The organism is Thalassotalea sp. Sam97, from assembly GCF_041379765.1.
Taxonomy (GTDB): domain Bacteria; phylum Pseudomonadota; class Gammaproteobacteria; order Enterobacterales; family Alteromonadaceae; genus Thalassotalea_A; species Thalassotalea_A maritima.
Genome location: NZ_CP166919.1, coordinates 1,254,140 through 1,268,221, shown reverse-complemented (window position 1 = coordinate 1,268,221; position 14,082 = coordinate 1,254,140). Strand labels below are relative to the sequence as shown.

The 14,082-nt window shown below is 41.8% G+C and carries 13 protein-coding genes; 6 read left to right on the top strand and 7 right to left on the bottom strand.

The genetic code is table 11. The features are described from left to right. Nucleotides 1-87 precede the first annotated feature (87 nt). Nucleotides 88-642: a SecY-interacting protein gene (syd, locus tag ACAX20_RS05565; RefSeq protein ID WP_371189160.1), complete on the bottom strand. Its 555-nt coding sequence runs from the start codon at nt 640-642 to the stop codon at nt 88-90. Between the two features lie 75 nt (nt 643-717). On the opposite strand from syd, the gene queF reads away from it, so the two are divergent. The 5 genes from queF to ACAX20_RS05540 all read left to right on the top strand — a co-directional run bounded on the left by queF (nt 718) and on the right by ACAX20_RS05540 (nt 5,811). Continuing rightward, the gene (gene queF, locus ACAX20_RS05560; RefSeq protein WP_371189159.1) at nt 718-1,563 is read left to right on the top strand and encodes an NADPH-dependent 7-cyano-7-deazaguanine reductase QueF; all 846 of its coding nucleotides are present in this window, start codon (nt 718-720) and stop codon (nt 1,561-1,563) included. Between the two features lie 336 nt (nt 1,564-1,899). Then, a complete protein-coding gene (gene ppnN, locus ACAX20_RS05555; RefSeq protein ID WP_371189158.1) occupies nt 1,900-3,249 on the top strand; it encodes a nucleotide 5'-monophosphate nucleosidase PpnN in 1,350 nt (449 codons plus the stop codon). Nucleotides 3,250-3,270: 21 nt separating this feature from the next. Continuing rightward, the gene (gene xni / locus ACAX20_RS05550) at nt 3,271-4,110 is read left to right on the top strand and encodes a flap endonuclease Xni (protein WP_371189156.1); all 840 of its coding nucleotides are present in this window, start codon (nt 3,271-3,273) and stop codon (nt 4,108-4,110) included. Next, nucleotides 4,111-4,500, top strand: coding sequence for a DUF3192 domain-containing protein (locus ACAX20_RS05545; RefSeq protein ID WP_371189155.1), 390 nt, complete (start codon nt 4,111-4,113; stop codon nt 4,498-4,500). Between the two features lie 303 nt (nt 4,501-4,803). Continuing rightward, nucleotides 4,804-5,811 carry an isocitrate dehydrogenase gene (locus ACAX20_RS05540; RefSeq protein WP_371189153.1) on the top strand — a complete coding sequence of 336 codons (1,008 nt, stop codon included), beginning with the start codon at nt 4,804-4,806 and terminating at the stop codon, nt 5,809-5,811. Between the two features lie 175 nt (nt 5,812-5,986). Here the strand turns inward: ACAX20_RS05540 and rlmM are convergent, their stop codons facing one another. The 4 genes from rlmM to ACAX20_RS05520 are packed head-to-tail and all read right to left on the bottom strand — an operon-like array spanning nt 5,987 to nt 8,995. Then, a complete protein-coding gene (gene rlmM, locus ACAX20_RS05535) occupies nt 5,987-7,075 on the bottom strand; it encodes a 23S rRNA (cytidine(2498)-2'-O)-methyltransferase RlmM (protein ID WP_371189152.1) in 1,089 nt (362 codons plus the stop codon). After that, nucleotides 7,072-7,437: a DUF423 domain-containing protein gene (locus tag ACAX20_RS05530; RefSeq protein WP_371189150.1), complete on the bottom strand. Its 366-nt coding sequence runs from the start codon at nt 7,435-7,437 to the stop codon at nt 7,072-7,074. The genes rlmM and ACAX20_RS05530 overlap by 4 nt, the downstream gene beginning before the upstream one ends. A 15-nt stretch (nt 7,438-7,452) precedes the next feature. Beyond that, a complete protein-coding gene (locus tag ACAX20_RS05525) occupies nt 7,453-8,088 on the bottom strand; it encodes an alpha/beta family hydrolase (RefSeq protein ID WP_371189149.1) in 636 nt (211 codons plus the stop codon). Continuing rightward, nucleotides 8,078-8,995, bottom strand: a complete 918-nt coding sequence (locus ACAX20_RS05520; RefSeq protein ID WP_371189147.1) for a transcriptional regulator GcvA — start codon at nt 8,993-8,995, stop codon at nt 8,078-8,080. Before ACAX20_RS05520 ends, ACAX20_RS05525 begins: the two co-directional genes overlap by 11 nt. A 431-nt stretch (nt 8,996-9,426) precedes the next feature. On the opposite strand from ACAX20_RS05520, the gene ACAX20_RS05515 reads away from it, so the two are divergent. Beyond that, nucleotides 9,427-10,008 (top strand): hypothetical protein, encoded by a 582-nt coding sequence (locus ACAX20_RS05515; RefSeq protein ID WP_371189146.1) that lies wholly within the window; start codon nt 9,427-9,429, stop codon nt 10,006-10,008. A 111-nt stretch (nt 10,009-10,119) separates the two neighbouring features. Here the strand turns inward: ACAX20_RS05515 and cysB are convergent, their stop codons facing one another. Next, complete coding sequence (gene cysB, locus ACAX20_RS05510; protein WP_371189144.1) at nt 10,120-11,094, bottom strand: HTH-type transcriptional regulator CysB; 975 nt, start codon at nt 11,092-11,094, stop codon at nt 10,120-10,122. Between the two features lie 254 nt (nt 11,095-11,348). Beyond that, nucleotides 11,349-14,012, bottom strand: coding sequence for a type I DNA topoisomerase (gene topA / locus ACAX20_RS05505; protein WP_371189143.1), 2,664 nt, complete (start codon nt 14,010-14,012; stop codon nt 11,349-11,351). Between the last annotated feature and the right edge of the window lie 70 nt (nt 14,013-14,082).

Below are 14,082 nucleotides of genomic sequence, written 5' to 3'. Positions count from 1 at the left end.
AGCCATGTATTAAAGAAACCGCAAAGCTTCTTTCATGTTAGTAGCCACTATTTTAAAGTGGCTATCCTCAACTTTACATGTAAATCATTAATCGTGCTTTTTGAACGCCAGCATGTCGATAAAATCGACTAAGCTTGGTGCAATCAACTTGTTCGGTTCTAGCCCCACCGGCTCAGCCCAAACCGCACCGGTTTCATTATCAATCACTAAATTGATTTCTTCCGCGTCTGTTACGGCAAAGAATAACGTCGGCGATTGTTTTAAACGACGCTTCATCAATACATGGCCAATAAGATTTTGCTGTAAACGTTGAAAGTCATCAAAATTCCAAGCAAATAACAGCTCAAGATCGCCCTCTTTGCAGGAGCATGGTATTGCTTCTGAGTAAACGCTGGTAAAGTAATTTTTGATATCTGAATGCAAAGTCAGATCTAGGGCTTTTTCAACATTATCAAAAGACAATGATTCATTAATCGCCACGGGCTGCCAGTTCACCAGATTGTCAGTGTCAGGTTGACCAACTTCGCATGGCGACGGCCAAGCTGGGTCATGTTCAACTTTTGGTAGTTCATTAAAATTGTCTAAGTGGTATTGGCGATATTGGCTGACTAACGCCAGTAGTCTTTCTTGTAATGGGCTCATAAGGTAGAATGCGCGCTTGATAAATTATTGTAGTAAAATTATAGCCAAGTCGCTTTTATCCAAACAAGTGTAAATATGTCGAAATACAGTCATCGTGATGAATTAAAATCATTAGTACTCGGTAAAACCACCGAATACAAGAGTCAATATGCGCCTGAATTATTGCAAGCGGTTCCGCGCTCGTTAAATCGAGATGATCTTAATCTTGGTGAGAAATTACCATTTCAAGGTGAAGACGTCTGGTACGGTTACGAGCTTTCCTGGTTAAACAGTCGCGGTAAGCCTATTGTCGCTGTCGCCGAATTTCGTATTCCTTGTGAAAGTGATAATCTGATCGAATCAAAATCCTTTAAACTTTATTTAAACAGCTTTAATCAAAGCCGTTTTGACGATATAAATGACGTTGAAGTGACATTGCAGCAAGATCTCAGTAAAACCGCCAATGCGCCGGTCACGGTCAAGCTATTTGCTGTCAACAACTGCCCAGCCCTAGCTATTAACGAAAGCCAAGGTATTTGCCTTGATGATCTAGATATTAGCATTGATGATTATCAGTTTAATCGCGAGATTTTAGCCAATGCTAGCGACTCATCGGTGCAGGTTGATGAGCGTCTGCATAGCCATCTGTTAAAATCAAATTGTTTGATCACCAATCAGCCTGACTGGGGCAGCGTTTATATCGACTATAAAGGCGCGAAAATTAATCAGGAACAATTACTTCGCTACATTATTTCGTTCCGTATGCACAACGAATTTCATGAGCAATGCGTTGAACGGATATTCACTGACATTATGGCCTTTTGTCAGCCTGAAGAACTGACGGTTTTTGCGCGCTACACCCGTCGCGGCGGGCTTGATATCAACCCATACCGTTCAAACGTTAACGCAATAGCACCGACCTCGCGTACCTTACGCCAATAGCCATACAGCTTAATAGATATCACATAAGCTATTTTGACGTATCGCTTCCCTAAAAAAACAGTTTTAGGGAAGCGACTGTCACTAGCCATATCATGTCTAGCCCATTCACTGAACCCGCCAACCATTAGCATGTCTCCATGCCCCATGAACTTCCTCAGCCGTAGTAAATATTTAATTCATATAGATTTACTTGCACTACACTAAAAATAAGGGTCTTATAACAATAAAGGTTATTATCATAAATCAACTACCTGCGTAGCGAAATCCAACAGTGCTGATTTTTGATTTACTCAGTTGCAAGACGTCGTTGTATGAGTGTGAGATTAGGAGAAGCCTATGCAAATAGAATTAAACCCTGTGGGAAATATGTGCTTATTATCGCCTTTAGAAGTCGATATGCTGCAAAAATCTGCAAACTCTGAACTATACCAGTTATATCGAAACTGCTCTCTTGCAGTACTGAATGTCGGCAGTAATACCGACGATGCTGAAGCCATTTACGAGGCATACAAACATTTTGATATTCAAGTGTTAAAACGTGAGCGCGGGGTTAAGTTAAAACTGATTAATCCACCTCAACATGCGTTTGTTGATAATACCATTATCCGCGGTATCCAAGAGCAATTATCAGCGGTATTACGCGATATTTTATTTATTTCTAGCCGCTATTATGATGAATCCCAACAACACAAAAAAGAGCTACTTAACCACATCGTCTTTGATATCGTCCGCAATGCTGGTGCCATCAAATTAGATGCCGAACCAGGTCTTATCACCTGCTGGGGTGGACACTCGATTAACAGTACCGAATACAAATATTGTAAAGAAGTGGGTTACCAGCTCGGCTTACGTCATTTAAATATTTGTACCGGCTGTGGTCCAGGCGCCATGAAAGGGCCTATGAAAGGCGCGACGTTTGGCCACTCCAAGCAACGTAACGGTACCGGCCGCTATGTTGGCTTAACGGAGCCCAGTATCATTGCTGCCGAGCCACCAAACACGATAGTAAATGAACTGATCATCATGCCGGATATTGAAAAACGTTTGGAAGCTTTTGTGCGCATGACTCACGGCTTGATTATTTTCCCAGGCGGTGCTGGCACGGCTGAGGAGCTTCTTTACGTATTAGGTATTTTACTGCATCCGAAAAACCGTTTGCAAAAGCTACCTATCGTATTAACCGGCCCCAAAGAAGCCAGCGACTACTTTCAAGAGCTTGATGGCTTTATTGGTGAAACTCTCGGTGCTGATGCACAAAACTTATACACCATTATTATTGATGACGCTGAAGAAGTCTCTCAATATCTAAAAGAGCAAGTCAAGTCAGTGATAAGTTATCGTCGTGCTGTGGGTGACTCATATCATTACAATTGGACTTTAGAAATCGAATCACAGTTTCAATACCCATTTGAGCCAACTCATGAAAATATGGCGGCATTGAGGTTAACCAAAGACTTACCTGTGAATGAGCTCGCAGCCAACTTACGACGCGCATTTTCTGGTATTGTTGCTGGTAATGTAAAACCTCAATGGGTGAGACATATTCGCGAGCATGGTTGCTACCAAATATCGGGTGATAAACAAATTATGCTACAACTCGATAACCTGTTATCATCATTTGTAAAACAACAACGTATGAAACTTCAGGGAGAATATACGCCCTGTTATAACATCGTTTCACAATAACAACGGAAAAGTTAGCAACCTATGCAAGCCCACTTAGTGCTTATTGATGCAATGAATCTGATCCGCCGTATTTATGCGGCGCAGGAGCGTCCCTATGCCATGTTGGATGAGTTATCAGACACGACGTTAACCCAGCTCATTCACAACACCAAAGTGCATACCAGTAACGCATTGCAAAAAATTTTAAATCAGCACCAGCCAACACATGCCTTAGCGGTATTTGACTGCCAAGGCGAGTGCTGGCGCCATAAACTGTTTAGCGATTATAAAAAAGGTCGTAAAAAAATGCCTGAGCATCTAGCAAGCAGTTTGAGTTCAATCCAAGACAGCTTCATGAAGTTGGGTGTCGACTCACTTGAATCTGAAGCTGATGAGGCCGATGATTTAATTGCAACGCTCGCGGTAAAACTGGCATTAAAGGGGCAAAATACCACCATCATATCAACGGACAAAGGCTTTTTACCTTTGATTGGTCACCACATCAGCGTTTACGACTACTTTAATAAACGTTATTTCGATGCTGAGTATGTGCAAAATAAATTTCAAGTGAATATTGATCAACTAGTCGATTACTGGACTTTAACCGGTGATGCGACCAATAAGATCCCTGGTGTTGCCGGAATCGGCCCTGTTACTGCCGTACAATTGTTGCAGCAATACGGTTCGTTAAGAGGTATTCTTTCAGCCGCCGATTTAAAGAAGTCTTTGACCAAGAAGTTGCAAGAACATCATGATGAGATCAAGCTTTATCACCAATTATTAACGCTAAAAAAAGATATCCCACTAGGCTTTAACCTAAAGGATATTCGTTTACCAAGAACCCTAGCCCAACAACCTATAACCGAACATCAGGAAGTATAAATGAACAAAAAAGTTGTTACGTGGATCGTACTCGCCATCGCTCTATATGGCGTATTTGCTTACGGCTTGCTTAATTACTATGAAGATAAACCCGCGCAAATGGCATGGGATGAGCGTGAAGGATTTAATCGTCAATATATTGCTACACTGCAATTAGACCAGATCGACCTAGATAAGATTTTGACTGATATCGGCAACCCTGATATTACCGAAGCGAAAAAGGTCGACGATGACAATTACCAAGTGACTTTTTATCGCACTCAACACAAACACTCTGACGGTAAAACCACACTAGATGAATGCACCGCCTTGTTATTCAAAAATGGTGTATTAGTTGGTATAGGTGAAAGTGCGTATCAAGACTTTAAAGCATTTACCGCTAACTTCTAAATGCTCAAATAAAATACGCAACACAAGCATTACAATTGAGTTACTGTTACTTTACTACATTTCAAGCGTCAAACGTTCAAAAACACAGCGATTTAGTAAAAATGTATGTAATCTAACTAGAAATCCGACCACATATTTGGTATAAAACCGCCTAAAAATTTCAGGCGGTTTTTTATTGCCCTTTAGCCAAAATGCAAATTGGCTAGGCACGCATGATAGCTAAGGCTATTTCACCTGCATGACGCAGACTAACCGCACATTTATTAGGCATAACAGGTTTATGCATAACAGTAGGCAATTACGATGACAAAACAAACAATTACGGTTATCCCGGGCGACGGCATTGGTCCGAGCATTATCGATTCATGTATTAAAGTATTGGAGAAAGCGGGTTGTAACTTTGAATACGAATTTGCTGATGCAGGCTTAGTAGCGCTTGAAAAACACGGTGAGTTACTACCTGAAGAAACGTTAAAGTTGATTGAAAAAAACAAAATCACTTTAAAAGGCCCACTAACAACACCTGTAGGTGAAGGCTTTACGTCAATTAACGTAACACTACGTAAGAAGTTCCAACTATATGCTAACTTACGCCCGGTATTGTCGTTTAAAGGTACTCGTGCTCGTTACGAAAACATCGATATCTTAACGATCCGTGAAAACACTGAAGGTATGTACTCAGGTCTTGGCCAAGTTGTTTCTGAAGACGGTAAAACAGCTGAAGCGATGAGTCAAATCACTCGTGAAGGTGCTGAGCGTATCGTTGAATTTGCTTACGAAACAGCTCGTAAGGAAGGTCGTAAAAAAGTAACTGCTGTTCATAAAGCAAACATCTTAAAATCAACGTCAGGCCTATTCTTAAAAGTTGCTCGTGAAGTTGGTGAGCGCTACCCTGACATCGAATCTGCTGAAATGATTGTTGATAACTGTTGTATGCAGTTAGTAATGAACCCTGAGCAATTTGACGTAATCGTGACCACTAACCTATTTGGTGACATTATCTCTGATTTATGTGCTGGTCTTGTTGGTGGTCTAGGTATGGCACCAGGCGCTAACATCGGTAAAGACTGTGCGATTTTTGAAGCGGTTCACGGCTCTGCGCCAGATATCGCTGGTAAGAACTTAGCAAACCCATCTTCAGTTATCCTAGCGTCAATTCAAATGCTTGAATACCTAGGTATGACCGAACAAGCATCTAAGATCCGTAACGCATTAAAAGATGTTATCGAATCAGGTGACCGCACTACTCGCGATTTAGGTGGTGAACACGGTACAACTGACTTTACTGAAGCAATGCTTGAGCGTTTATAATCGCAAGATTTAAGATACGTATATTGAAAAGGGTGGCCAGTTAGCCACCCTTTTTCGTTTAAGCATCAAATCAATATATCGAGCTGATCTAGTGCCCTTAAAAAGCCATAAGCGAGGCAACTAGCTTACGGCGTGTATTTATAAAAAACACTTTGGTTTGTGCGAAGAGATAAATTTATTTGTTACCTAAAACGCGTACGTGCACGGTCACTTCTTCTCTATCATAGTACAGGTGCTTAGCATACATTTCATACCAAATATCATGCTCTGATAAAGTGTCTTTAATTTGCTGTAAGTTTTTCATCACTTGCTGATAACGCGCTTTACCCGGTTGCAACTTCAAGTTGAACATCGCTTCTTTACAATCACCATCAACAATCCAACTGGCCATAAGCTTTGCCACACGTGTTGAATTCTCAATCATGTCACACACTAGCCAATAGTTATTCTTTTTATGAGGTCTAAATTTAAAACCATCTTGCTGATAATGCTTTACCTGCCCTGTTTCCATTAAAGAATCTGCCATAGGGCCATTATCAACCGCTTTAACCATCATACCTCGGCGTACAAGTTGATATGTCCACCCACCTGGTGCAGAGCCTAAATCGACCGCATTCATGCCTGAGGTTAATCGCGTATCCCATTGATCACGTGGAATGAAATATAAAAACGCTTCATCAAGTTTTAATGTTGAGCGAGACGGTGCAGCAGACGGGAACTTCAGACGCGGGATCCCCATGGGGTGCTCCGAGCTATTGGCAACAAATGAATAGCCAAGCTGTACTTGCTGACCAGAAAAGAATAACAAGTGCAAAATCGTCGCGCCTCGTTGCGAATCGCCTTGTTCTTTTTCTGCTAACACACCGGATTTACGTAAGTGCTGGCGTAAAGGTACCGACAACTTTCGCGCAAACTTGCTAAGCGCTTTACCATCATTGGTATCTAAGGTTTCAACGCGTAACTCCTCATAGCGAAACTCATCGCCTAAGGTTTCACTGATGGCTTCAACACGATTATACTCAGGTAACTCTAGCACCTCACCTAAGGTTCCAAACCACTGACGAGTAAAAATCAAACGTGTTAAAGGAAGTTTTTGCAGCAATACTTCCACTTGCGATTCTTCATAGACATGAAACTCTACAAGCCCTTGATTTTTCTTTAACTTAATAAAGCCGAAAATTTCATTCCAGGCTGCTTTTTCCTGGATTTCTGCCGCGCATTCTTTTTCAAAACCGGGGCGACAATAAAGGATAATGGCACTCATTTGTTATTCATTCCTAATGACAAAGCATAAGCCGGCCACGCAACAGCGAGTGCTATGCCAGCTAATGGTGTAAGTTTGGCAAACATACCTATGTCGACAAAACTTTTTAAAATAATTAAGCCACTAAAACAGCATAGTCCAAACAAAATCAGGTAACTGCAGACTTTACCTGCGCGATTTTGCGAGTATCGTTGACTTGCCATAAACAGCAGCAATACGTGAATAAAGCCGAACAAGATAGCTATCACTATGTTTTTAACGGTGTGCGATGCAAGTTGTGTCTGAGCATGTGATAGCCAGGCACTTAAAAAGACCAACACCATCGCAAAGCCCCCTGCAAAGCCGAGTATTAGTCGTTGCATATAGTTCTCCAGCAATTATAGTTGCTTGCGAATAAAAGCCGCCATGCTGGCAACAGCCGATTGGATATGTTGCTCATGTCGAAAACCAGACCTAACCCTTGGTTTAAGATCATGATCACCATCCTCTAAAAACTGTATATCAATGTTATTTGGCAACGAATATCCGTTAACTTCCGTCTCATTGCCTAACGCATCCCTTGTACCCTGGATAATCAAAGCCGGCTTAGTCAGTGCTTGCAAAGGTTCTAAACGGGTATTGTCTGGCTTACTGATAGGGTGAAATGGGTAACCTAAAGCGATAACACCACAAACCTTATCATCCTCGCTGACCATTGCCGCGACACGTGACCCCATAGACTTACCGGCAACAAACAAGGGTAAGTCAAGTTGATAACGTTGCAAGCGTTGTTTAAAGCTTTCGACAAGTACTGGCATGCGATTTGGAGGTCGACGTTTTCCATCTTGTTGCCGCTGTTGCATATAGGGAAAATTAAAGCGATAAACGTTAATACCGTTAGCAACTAAGCCTTTGGTTATCATTTCCATAAAGTCGCTATCAAGCGCCGCTCCGGCGCCGTGAGCGAGCATAATGCTGGCAACGGCGTTATCACTTTGGCTAACTTGCCAACTTAAATCATCTTCATAAGTCATTGTCGGTTTCCATGTGCCAATCGTCATGTTTTGCGGTGTTAATTACCCAATCTCGAAATTGCGCGATCCGTGGCGTTTCACGTTGTTCATCGTGACAAACAATATAAAATGCATTCTTACTCATGAGAACCTGCTCAAAAGGTGTCACTAATCTACCAGCGTCAATATCCGGTTTGGCCAAGGTATTATTGACTAGTGCCACACCTTGCCCATGAATAGCCGCTTGCAATACCAAGGCTGAATGACTAAAAATTGGCCCTTTAGTAAGGTTTGTTGCTTTTAAACCACAGCGCTTATACCAACGCTGCCAGTCGGAGCGCGAGGTATCATGCAGTAAAGTATGATGTTGCAAATCGGCAATCGTAGTAAGTGGCTTATTATCGCTCATGAGCATGGGCGAGCATACAGGTACAAGGTATTCGTTTAATATTTTTTCGGCATTAACGCCTCGCCATGTGCCACGACCATAATAAAAGGCAATATTCACATCATCATTAAGCGTATCATCGGTCGCATCATCCGCCTTAATGCGCACATCAATATCAGGATAAAGCTTGGCAAACTCGCTTAACTTGGGCACCAACCACTTAATAGCAAGTGACGGTTGAATACTCACGGTAATCGCGCCTTTTTCACCACGCGCTAACAGCTTTTGCGTGGCATCCTGAAGTGACGTGAAAATATCCTTGATATCAAGATAATATGACTGCCCCTCTTCAGTAAGAAGTAACGCTCTATTTTTGCGTTTAAATAACTTTAAACCCAGAAAGTTTTCTAATGACTTAATTTGATGAGATACAGCGGCTTGAGTCACAAATAACTCTTTTGCAGCACGCGTAAAACTAAGGTGTCGGGCTGAAGCCTCAAACGCTTTTAAGGCATTTAACGGCGGCAAGCGATTTTGCATACAATGCGATTGATAAATAAAAGTAATGCGAATTATACGAAAGTCTACAAGCAATTACTATAACGACAAGTTATATTGCCATTTATAAAGTCCCCTTATAAAACAAATCAGACAACGACGGCTGTACACTCTGTACTTGTTTTGAAAGCAAACAACTTAAAAAAAATTTCTAAATCAGAATCTAAATCAGAAAATAGTGCCCAATAAAACATACCAAGTTTCTTTTTTAAAACTAATCTAGAACTGTTTTCACATACCGGAATAATTTATTAACAATCCCGGTACAGTTCATTTAAAAACCAATCGTTAATAATGCGTAACCGATATGTGGCCATTCTGTTAAAACGATAAATATCTACTTGCATTTAACGCTTGAATTCGTATATTCACGCCCAACCTAATTCTAGGTAATTAAAAACAGAGATATAAAAATGAAAAAATCAATTATCGCAGCTCTAGGCGTAACCCTTTCATCTTTTGGCGCTTTTGCTGACGAGCACGCTAGCCAAGCCACTCAATTATTAACTAACGACTATAGTAAAGTCAGTTATGTGTCTATGGATCTAGACGGTCTGGACTTAAATGGTTTGGGTTTAAAGGCAAGTAGCCAGTGGGATTCTGGTCTTTACCTTAATGCAGGATACACGAAAGCTTCTGCAGACATTATGGGGTATGAGCTTGACACCTACACTCTATCAACCATGCTCGGCCAGCAATTTTCAATCAGTGATGTATCACTAGTTGAAATTGAAGCTGGTGCTCGCCTTTACGCTGTTAGCATGGCTGGTTATGACGAAAATGAGACATTTTTTGCTCTAGCGAGTAACTATAAGCATTTAGTTGGTCAAAGAACCGCTGTAACAGCTGGCTTAGACTACGTTGACGGCACTACTTCTATCGTTACAGGTATTGAATATGCGTTAGGTTCAAACTTTAGTACTTCATTTGACTATATTAAAAACTCAGATGAAACAACCATGATGTTTAGCATCGTTTATCGTTCTGGTAGATAAGATAAGCTAGTATGGTATGGAGAACAATACGTTTCCCATACCATCTAATTTCTATATTACAATAGTTACCTTCGAGCTAGGCCTAACTTTTACCTCAAAATATCTTACCGATTACTTAATTGGTAACTCTATATTTATCAATAACTTTTCTATTTCTTCGTTATTTTTCAATAACATCGCTTTGGTGACAATATCTCGATTTAAATGCGGTGCAAAGCGTTCAATAAAATCAAACATATAACCGCGTAAGAACGTACCACGGCGAAAACCTATTTTAGTGGTACTCACATCAAACAAGTGACTGGCATCGAGCACCACAAGATCACTGTCTTGCTCAGGGTCAATGGCCATCGTCGCGACAACGCCAATGCCAACACCTAACCGTACGTAGGTTTTTATGACATCAGCATCGGTTGCCGTAAATACGATTTTCGGCTCTAACTGTGCTTGTTGAAACGCTTTATCGAGCACACTTCGACCAGTAAAACCAAACACATAGGTCACTAACGGGTAGGCAGCCACGTCTTCCATGGTGAGTTTACCGACCTTAGCAAGTGGATGGTCTTTGGTGACAATGATACTGCGATTCCAGTGATAACAAGGCAACATGATCAAATCGTTGTAGAGGTGCAAGGATTCAGTGGCAATAGCAAAGTCTGCGTCACCTTTTGCCGCCGCATCACTAATTTGTGCTGGCGTTCCTTGGTACATATGCAATGACACTTTATCGTATTTACTAACAAAACCGCGGATCACCTCTGGCAACGCATAACGCGCTTGGGTATGTGTGGTGGCAATGCGCAGTTTACCTTCATCCGGTTGTGTGTATTCACGTGATACGGCTTTTATACCTTCCACTTTGGAGAGAATATCAGTGGCAATGTTGATTATCTCTTGACCCGCTTGAGTTACATGGGTCAAATGCTTGCCCGAACGACCAAATATTTGTACACCTAACTCATCCTCTAACATCCGTACCTGTTTAGAAATACCTGGTTGCGAGGTATACAAGCTTTCTGCCGTAGCAGAAACATTAAGGTTATTATTTAAAACTTCGACGATGTATCTTAATTGCTGCAGCTTCATAGTGGTTATAATTAAGTTGTTTTTTATAAAAAAACTATATAACAAGCCAGTACATTGATCTAGCGATTTATTGCATATTCGTGTTAATTATCTGTCATTTAACCGAACTCACCACTCTTTTTAGAAAACAACATAACTCTAGAGACATTAACGATAACGTCTTATTAGCCCATAAAAATGCAAAAAACCGACACTCATAACTGAATGTCGGCTTTCAACTAATAACTTGGTAAAGTTACCGATGCGTCGAGATGCTATTTGCTCTTCTTAGCTGTTTTGGTTGTTTTTGCAGACTTTTTGGTTTGCTCTTCAACCCATTTACCATCAATGAACTTAGCAATCCAGCCGGTCGCTTTACCATCTTTTTCGGTCATGATGTACTGTTCTTTATTCTTGCGAGAATAACGAACAATGTACTCATTACCATCGGCATCTTTTTGTGGCGCATCCGCTAAGTAGTAGAACTTAGACGAAATACGATCGCGAAAACGATGTAACTCAGCAACTTTTGGCGCGCGCGTTTCTCGAGACTTAGGGAACGTACTTGCCGCTAAGAAAATACCCGAAGCGCCATCACGTAACTTAAAGAAGGCATCGGACTTTTCACACTTCAATTCAGGTAAGTCAACGGGATCTTCTTTCGGTGGCGCTGCTTCACCATTAGCCAGAAGCTTACGGGTATTTTTACATTCGCTATTGGTACAATCAAAGTACTTACCAAAGCGGCCGTTCTTAAGCTCCATATCGCTGCCACAGCGGTCACACTCTAAAACAGGGCCATCGTAGCCCTTAATTTTAAATTCACCTTTCTCAAGCTTGTAGCCATCACATACAGGGTTATTACCACAAACATGTAACTTACGAGTTTCATCAATGAGGTAGCTATCCATCGCCGTGCCACATTTGTCACAACGTTGCATCGCCATAAGCGCTGATGTTTCTCGATCTTCAGCACCAACCGCGATTGCTTCTTCACCAGGGGTTAAGTTAAGGGTTTTGTTACAACGCTCTTTTGGCGGTAAGCTATAACCCGAGCAACCTAAAAACACACCGGTAGATGCCGTACGGATCCCCATTTTACGACCGCACTCTGGGCAGTCGATATTGGTGATCACTGGCAGGTTTTGTTGCATCCCGCCTTCATCCATATCTTTACCGGCTTTTTCAAGTTGGCCAGTAAAGTCTTGGTAGAATTCATTTAACACATCTTTCCAGAACGCTTTGCTATCGGCAATTTGGTCAAGCTGACTTTCCATATTGGCGGTAAAGTCATAATTCATTAGATGCTCAAAACTGCCAGACAAGCTGTCGGTCACAATCTCGCCCATTTTCTCCGCATAAAAACGCTTGTTTTCCAAACGAACGTAGCCACGGTCTTGAATGGTTGAAATGATCGATGCATAAGTCGATGGACGACCAATACTGCGCTTCTCAAGCTCTTTTACCAAAGATGCCTCACCAAAACGAGCTGGTGGCTTAGTAAAATGTTGCGAAGGGTCAACGTTAAGCAAAGATAAGCTATCGCCAACTTGTAAGTCTGGTAAATTAACATCTTTGTCACTGGCACTCTTGCCTGTTGAACGTGAATGTACCTTGGTCCAACCGTCAAAGCGCAATACTTTACCTTTCGCTTTTAGTTCAAAGTCGCCCGCAGTAACGGTCAGTGTGGTTAAGTCATAACGTGCGGCTGTCATTTGACAGGCAACAAACTGTCGCCAAATCAAATCATATAAGCGACGTGCATCAGGTTCCATATCAACTAATAGGCCTGACTCTTTTTTCACATCCGATGGACGAATTGCCTCATGCGCTTCTTGTGCATTGGCTTTGGCACCATATGATTTAGCTGTTTCAGGTAAATAGTTAGCACCAAAATTATCGGTGATGTATTGACGAGCACTATCAACCGCTTCTTTACTCAAGTTGGTTGAATCAGTACGCATATAGGTAATATGACCAGCTTCATACAAACGCTGCGCCAACATCATGGTCTTTTTCACACCAAAGCCTAAACGGGTACTTGCTGCTTGTTGCAAGGTCGAGGTGATAAATGGTGCGGATGGTGAGCTTTTCGACGGTTTGTCTTCACGCTTGGTGACTTCATAAGCCGACTTTTCTAATGCCGCAACTGCCGCCATGGCGTCAGCTTCGTTATCAACTTTAAAGGTTTTACCATTGTGCTTATTAACCGCCAGTGTTAACGCTTCACCAGAGCTGGTCGACGTTTCGGCATCGATGTCCCAATACTCTTGTGGTACAAAGGCTTTGATTTCGCGCTCACGCTCAACCACTAATTTAACAGCAACGGACTGCACTCGTCCTGCCGATAAACCTCGGGCGACTTTTTTCCACAACAATGGACTGACCATAAAACCAACCACACGGTCAAGAAAACGACGCGCTTGTTGGGCGTTGACACCATTCATGTTTAATTCACTCGGGTGTTTAAACGCATCTTGGATGGCTGATTTGGTGATCTCATTAAACACAACACGGCGAAAACGTTCGTCATCACCGCCAATCACCTCTTTAAGGTGCCACGCGATGGCTTCTCCCTCTCTATCCAAATCGGTTGCGAGATAGACGGTGTCAGCGTTTTCAGCGAGTTTCTTTAAGTCTTCAACAACTTTTTCTTTGCCAGGTAATACCGCGTATGTTGCTTGCCAGTCTTTTTCCGGGTTAATGCCCATACGATTAAACAGCGCAGTCTTTTCACGCTTTTGTTTATAACGCTCTTTTTGTTCGGGCGTCATTTTACGTACTTCAGCTGGCGACTTGGTTGGTGCTTTTTTACCACCCGATGTAGGGAGATCTCGAATATGACCAACACTAGATTTTACTATGTAGTCTTTTCCAAGATACTTGTTAATTGTTTTCGCCTTGGCTGGCGATTCAACAATTACCAGAGATTTTGCCATATGCTTTTACGTTCCTGTGGGGCTATATTGTGCTAACTGCCCGTTTCTCTATCTATTATCGATGCAATTT

Excerpts from the sequence above, each read along its gene's own strand:
- rlmM (WP_371189152.1), bottom strand. The coding sequence starts at position 7,075 with ATGAGTGCCATTATCCTTTATTGTCGCCCCGGTTTTGAAAAAGAATGC.
- queF (WP_371189159.1), top strand. The coding sequence starts at position 718 with ATGTCGAAATACAGTCATCGTGATGAATTAAAATCATTAGTACTCGGT.
- ACAX20_RS05545 (WP_371189155.1), top strand. The coding sequence starts at position 4,111 with ATGAACAAAAAAGTTGTTACGTGGATCGTACTCGCCATCGCTCTATAT.
- cysB (WP_371189144.1), bottom strand. The coding sequence starts at position 11,094 with ATGAAGCTGCAGCAATTAAGATACATCGTCGAAGTTTTAAATAATAAC.
- syd (WP_371189160.1), bottom strand. The coding sequence starts at position 642 with ATGAGCCCATTACAAGAAAGACTACTGGCGTTAGTCAGCCAATATCGC.
- xni (WP_371189156.1), top strand. The coding sequence starts at position 3,271 with ATGCAAGCCCACTTAGTGCTTATTGATGCAATGAATCTGATCCGCCGT.
- ACAX20_RS05520 (WP_371189147.1), bottom strand. The coding sequence starts at position 8,995 with ATGCAAAATCGCTTGCCGCCGTTAAATGCCTTAAAAGCGTTTGAGGCT.
- ppnN (WP_371189158.1), top strand. The coding sequence starts at position 1,900 with ATGCAAATAGAATTAAACCCTGTGGGAAATATGTGCTTATTATCGCCT.
- ACAX20_RS05540 (WP_371189153.1), top strand. The coding sequence starts at position 4,804 with ATGACAAAACAAACAATTACGGTTATCCCGGGCGACGGCATTGGTCCG.
- ACAX20_RS05525 (WP_371189149.1), bottom strand. The coding sequence starts at position 8,088 with ATGACTTATGAAGATGATTTAAGTTGGCAAGTTAGCCAAAGTGATAAC.
- ACAX20_RS05515 (WP_371189146.1), top strand. The coding sequence starts at position 9,427 with ATGAAAAAATCAATTATCGCAGCTCTAGGCGTAACCCTTTCATCTTTT.
- ACAX20_RS05530 (WP_371189150.1), bottom strand. The coding sequence starts at position 7,437 with ATGCAACGACTAATACTCGGCTTTGCAGGGGGCTTTGCGATGGTGTTG.
- topA (WP_371189143.1), bottom strand. The coding sequence starts at position 14,012 with ATGGCAAAATCTCTGGTAATTGTTGAATCGCCAGCCAAGGCGAAAACA.